The sequence below is a fragment of the Viridibacterium curvum genome (assembly GCF_039544165.1).
Lineage (GTDB): Bacteria > Pseudomonadota > Gammaproteobacteria > Burkholderiales > Rhodocyclaceae > Viridibacterium > Viridibacterium curvum.
Window position 1 is genome coordinate 1 of sequence record NZ_BAABLD010000026.1, and the last position, 5,623, is coordinate 5,623.

Sequence of the window (5,623 nt, forward strand, 5' to 3'; positions counted from 1 at the left end):
CCATAATCTCGCCTCTCTGCTGCTTCGGCGGCCGAGGAGTGGTGAAGGGAAGTTGCTTGGTTGTTTTTGCGCAGTTCGCTGCGCAGCAAGTCGAAAAATAAATTTTTCGAATTTGCTTGACGAGCTGAATAACTTCTGTAGAATGCGCCCCTCTCGTTGATCGCGACGCAGCAAACGCAGCGCCGGGTGAAAGCGAAAAACAGCAGTAACGCTCTTTAAAAAGATGACAACCGATAGGTGTGGGTGCTTGGTTTCAAGCGAATTTCCGGTCTTGGGGCTGGAATAAAAACGCAAGAAAATTAAGTGCCAACACTTTGAATCATTAAGAAGTCAGTGATTTTGAGTTTGGCCAGAGCAAGATTTAACTTAAGAGTTTGATCCTGGCTCAGATTGAACGCTGGCGGCATGCCTTACACATGCAAGTCGAACGGGGGTAGCAATACCCTAGTGGCGAACGGGTGAGTAATGCATCGGAACGTGCCCAGTTGTGGGGGATAACGTAGCGAAAGTTACGCTAATACCGCATACGACCTGAGGGTGAAAGCGGGGGATCGCAAGACCTCGCGCAATTGGAGCGGCCGATGTCAGATTAGCTAGTTGGTAGGGTAAAAGCCTACCAAGGCGACGATCTGTAGCTGGTCTGAGAGGACGACCAGCCACACTGGGACTGAGACACGGCCCAGACTCCTACGGGAGGCAGCAGTGGGGAATTTTGGACAATGGGCGAAAGCCTGATCCAGCCATGCCGCGTGAGTGAAGAAGGCCTTCGGGTTGTAAAGCTCTTTCGGACAGAAAGAAATCTTTTGGGCTAATACCCTGAGAGGATGACGGTACTGTAAGAAGAAGCACCGGCTAACTACGTGCCAGCAGCCGCGGTAATACGTAGGGTGCGAGCGTTAATCGGAATTACTGGGCGTAAAGCGTGCGCAGGCGGTTGTGTAAGACAGATGTGAAATCCCCGGGCTCAACCTGGGAACTGCGTTTGTGACTGCACGGCTAGAGTACGGCAGAGGGGGGTGGAATTCCTGGTGTAGCAGTGAAATGCGTAGATATCAGGAGGAACATCGATGGCGAAGGCAGCCCCCTGGGCCTGTACTGACGCTCATGCACGAAAGCGTGGGGAGCAAACAGGATTAGATACCCTGGTAGTCCACGCCCTAAACGATGATCACTAGTTGTTCGGAAAGGTGACTTTCTGAGTAACGTAGCTAACGCGTGAAGTGATCCGCCTGGGGAGTACGGTCGCAAGATTAAAACTCAAAGGAATTGACGGGGACCCGCACAAGCGGTGGATGATGTGGATTAATTCGATGCAACGCGAAAAACCTTACCTACCCTTGACATGCCTGGAATCTCGCAGAGATGTGAGAGTGCCTTCGGGAACCAGGACACAGGTGCTGCATGGCTGTCGTCAGCTCGTGTCGTGAGATGTTGGGTTAAGTCCCGCAACGAGCGCAACCCTTATCATTAGTTGCTACGCAAGGGCACTCTAATGAGACTGCCGGTGACAAACCGGAGGAAGGTGGGGATGACGTCAAGTCCTCATGGCCCTTATGGGTAGGGCTTCACACGTCATACAATGGTCGGTACAGAGGGTTGCCAAGCCGCGAGGTGGAGCCAATCCCAGAAAGCCGATCGTAGTCCGGATTGTTCTCTGCAACTCGAGAGCATGAAGTCGGAATCGCTAGTAATCGCGGATCAGCATGCCGCGGTGAATACGTTCCCGGGTCTTGTACACACCGCCCGTCACACCATGGGAGTGGGTTTCACCAGAAGCAGGTAGCCTAACCGCAAGGAGGGCGCTTACCACGGTGGGATTCATGACTGGGGTGAAGTCGTAACAAGGTAGCCGTATCGGAAGGTGCGGCTGGATCACCTCCTTTCTAGAGCAAAGCTCGAAATCAAGTACCCACAACCTATCGGTTGTTCAAGCAACAAGGGCTGAAGACCAGGCGCTAGTAGAAGTCTAGAACTGGCGCCGAGGCTGAACCCTTAGAAGTGAAGATAAGGGTCAGTAGCTCAGTCGGTTAGAGCACCGTCTTGATAAGGCGGGGGTCGTAGGTTCGATTCCTACCTGACCCACCACGAAGCATCGGGGGATTAGCTCAGCTGGGAGAGCACCTGCTTTGCAAGCAGGGGGTCGTCGGTTCGATCCCGTCATCCTCCACCACCCTCTTCAGTTCTCGCCGTTTCGTGCCTCGAGCGCGGATTCATGTGTCATGGCTGTGTTCAGTCATGACACATGATTCTTCGGAGTCATCGGTTGTTGCTCTTTAACAAAGTGGAAGGCAAATTAAACACACAATGTGCAGCGCATTGTCGAAAGACTCTGTGTTGTACGGGTTGTGATTGCATCGAGTGAATCTGTTTGCGAACCAGCGACAGAGACACTCACAAACAGCGTTGTGCTGAGTTCGCCTGTAACGTGCCTGGATAAGACCAGGACTCAACGTTATAGGATCAAGCGACTAAGTGCACGTGGTGGATGCCTTGGCGATCACAGGCGATGAAAGACGTGCAAGCCTGCGAAAAGCTCCGGGGAGCTGGCAATGAAGCTTTGATCCGGAGATCTCTGAATGGGGAAACCCACCCGCAAGGGTAACCCTGACTGAATACATAGGTCAGTGGTGGCGAACCGGGAGAACTGAAACATCTAAGTACCCCGAGGAAAAGAAATCAACCGAGATTCCCCTAGTAGTGGCGAGCGAATGGGGAAGAGCCTGTATGTGATAACGCGATTGTTAATGGAACGCTCTGGAAAGTGCGGCCGTAGCGGGTGATAGCCCCGTACATGAAAACAGTTGCGCGGTACTAAGCATACGAAAAGTAGGGCGGGACACGAGAAATCCTGTCTGAACATGGGGGGACCATCCTCCAAGGCTAAATACTCGTGATCGACCGATAGTGAACCAGTACCGTGAGGGAAAGGCGAAAAGAACCCCGGGAGGGGAGTGAAATAGATCCTGAAACCGCGTGCATACAAACAGTGGGAGCCTCGTAAGGGGTGACTGCGTACCTTTTGTATAATGGGTCAGCGACTTACGTTCAGTAGCGAGCTTAACCGTATAGGGGAGGCGTAGCGAAAGCGAGTCTGATAAGGGCGTCAGAGTTGCTGGGCGTAGACCCGAAACCAAGTGATCTATCCATGGCCAGGATGAAGGTGCGGTAACACGTACTGGAGGTCCGAACCCACAAATGTTGAAAAATTTGGGGATGAGCTGTGGATAGGGGTGAAAGGCTAAACAAACTTGGAGATAGCTGGTTCTCCCCGAAAACTATTTAGGTAGTGCGTCGTGCGGACACTTCCGGGGGTAGAGCACTGTAATCGTTGAGGGGGTCATTGCGATCTACCTCGCGATAGCAAACTCCGAATACCGGAAAGTGATACACGGCAGACAGACGGTGGGTGCTAACGTCCATCGTCAAGAGGGAAACAACCCAGACCGCCAGCTAAGGTCCCAAATGCATAGTTAAGTGGAAAACGAGGTGGGAAGGCATAGACAGCTAGGAGGTTGGCTTAGAAGCAGCCACCCTTTAAAGAAAGCGTAATAGCTCACTAGTCGAGTCGTCCTGCGCGGAAGATGTAACGGGGCTCAAACTATGAACCGAAGCTGCGGATGCACGTAAGTGCGTGGTAGGGGAGCGTTCCGTAAGCCTGCGAAGGTGGCTTGAGAAGGCTGCTGGAGGTATCGGAAGTGCGAATGCTGACATGAGTAGCGATAAAGAGCGTGAAAAGCGCTCTCGCCGAAAGCCCAAGGTTTCCTACGCAACGTTCATCGGCGTAGGGTGAGTCGGCCCCTAAGGCGAGGCTGAAAAGCGTAGTCGATGGGAAACAGGTGAATATTCCTGTACCGATTCTTGATGCGATGGGGGGACGGAGAAGGTTAGGCCAGCCGGGTGTTGGATGTCCCGGTTCAAGCCCGTAGTCGTGTCTGGTAGGCAAATCCGCCGGACTTAGATGAGAGGTGATAACGAGTCTGCTTGCAGACGAAGTGGTTGATACCCTGCTTCCAGGAAAAGCCTCTAAGCTTCAGTCAAGAATCGACCGTACCGCAAACCGACACAGGTGGGCAGGTTGAAAATACCAAGGCGCTTGAGAGAACTCAGGAGAAGGAACTCGGCAAATTGATACCGTAACTTCGGGAGAAGGTATGCCCCGGTAGCTTGTAGGAGTACATCCGAAGGGCGATGGGGTCGCAGAGAATCGGTGGCTGCGACTGTTTAATAAAAACACAGCACTCTGCAAACACGAAAGTGGACGTATAGGGTGTGACGCCTGCCCGGTGCTGGAAGGTTAAGTGATGGGGTGCAAGCTCTTGATCGAAGCCCCAGTAAACGGCGGCCGTAACTATAACGGTCCTAAGGTAGCGAAATTCCTTGTCGGGTAAGTTCCGACCTGCACGAATGGCGTAACGATGGCCACACTGTCTCCTCCTGAGACTCAGCGAAGTTGAAATGTTTGTGAAGATGCAATCTCCCCGCGGCTAGACGGAAAGACCCCATGAACCTTTACTGTAGCTTTGCATTGGACTTTGACGGGACTTGTGTAGGATAGGTGGGAGGCTTTGAAGTGGTGACGCTAGTTGCCATGGAGCCATCCTTGAAATACCACCCTGGTGTCGTTGAGGTTCTAACCTTGATCCGTGAATCCGGATCGGGGACCGTGCATGGTGGGCAGTTTGACTGGGGCGGTCTCCTCCCAAAGAGTAACGGAGGAGTACGAAGGTCTTCTAGGTACGGTCGGACATCGTACTGATAGTGCAATGGCAAAAGAAGGCTTGACTGCGAGACCCACAAGTCGAGCAGGTGCGAAAGCAGGTCATAGTGATCCGGTGGTTCTGTATGGAAGGGCCATCGCTCAACGGATAAAAGGTACTCTGGGGATAACAGGCTGATTCCGCCCAAGAGTTCACATCGACGGCGGAGTTTGGCACCTCGATGTCGGCTCATCACATCCTGGGGCTGTAGCCGGTCCCAAGGGTATGGCTGTTCGCCATTTAAAGTGGTACGTGAGCTGGGTTTAAAACGTCGTGAGACAGTTTGGTCCCTATCTGCCGTGGGCGTTGGATATTTGAGGGGGCCTGCTCCTAGTACGAGAGGACCGGAGTGGACGGATCTCTGGTGTACCGGTTGTCACGCCAGTGGCATCGCCGGGTAGCTAAATCCGGAAGAGATAACCGCTGAAAGCATCTAAGCGGGAAACTCGCCTCAAGATGAGATATCCCTCAGGCTTTAAGCCTGCTGAAGGGTCGTTCAAGACCAGGACGTTGATAGGTCAGGTGTGGAAGCGCAGTAATGCGTTAAGCTAACTGATACTAATTGCCCGTGCGGCTTGATCCTATAACCTTGAGAATTACAGTGCGAAGCGATAAAAATCGCAGCACAACGCAGCAATCACAACACGTAAAGTTTGCCTTCCAGCTTTGGTCTGCTGAACTAATCAGCAGATAGACAAGTTACAGTCTGACGACCATAGCGCTTCGGTACCACCCCTTCCCATCCCGAACAGGACCGTGAAACGAAGTCGCGCCGATGATAGTGCGGATTGCCCGCGTGAAAGTAGGTCATCGTCAGACTCCCCACAACACAACGCCCCTCAGCTCAATGCTGCAGGGGCGTTGGC

At 52.9% G+C, this 5,623-nt stretch carries 1 protein-coding gene, 2 tRNA genes and 3 rRNA genes; 5 read left to right on the plus strand and 1 reads right to left on the minus strand.

The annotated features are described in order from the left end of the window. On the minus strand, positions 1-294 hold a 294-nt coding region (locus ABEA02_RS19975), incomplete at its 3' end, for a hypothetical protein (protein WP_345534920.1). Between the two features lie 68 nt (positions 295-362). Between ABEA02_RS19975 and ABEA02_RS19980 the strand changes: the two genes are divergently transcribed. The 5 genes from ABEA02_RS19980 to rrf all read left to right on the plus strand — a co-directional run bounded on the left by ABEA02_RS19980 (position 363) and on the right by rrf (position 5,576). Next, positions 363-1,883, plus strand: a 16S ribosomal RNA gene (locus tag ABEA02_RS19980). A 125-nt stretch (positions 1,884-2,008) separates the two neighbouring features. Further along, positions 2,009-2,085: transfer RNA gene (locus ABEA02_RS19985), tRNA-Ile, on the plus strand. 9 nt (positions 2,086-2,094) lie between these two features. Continuing rightward, positions 2,095-2,170: transfer RNA gene (locus ABEA02_RS19990), tRNA-Ala, on the plus strand. A 288-nt stretch (positions 2,171-2,458) separates the two neighbouring features. Then, positions 2,459-5,340 (plus strand): 23S ribosomal RNA (locus ABEA02_RS19995). Between the two features lie 122 nt (positions 5,341-5,462). Further along, positions 5,463-5,576 (plus strand): 5S ribosomal RNA (gene rrf / locus ABEA02_RS20000). The 16S, 23S and 5S rRNA genes sit together here with 2 tRNA genes alongside, the layout of an rRNA operon. Positions 5,577-5,623 lie beyond the last annotated feature (47 nt).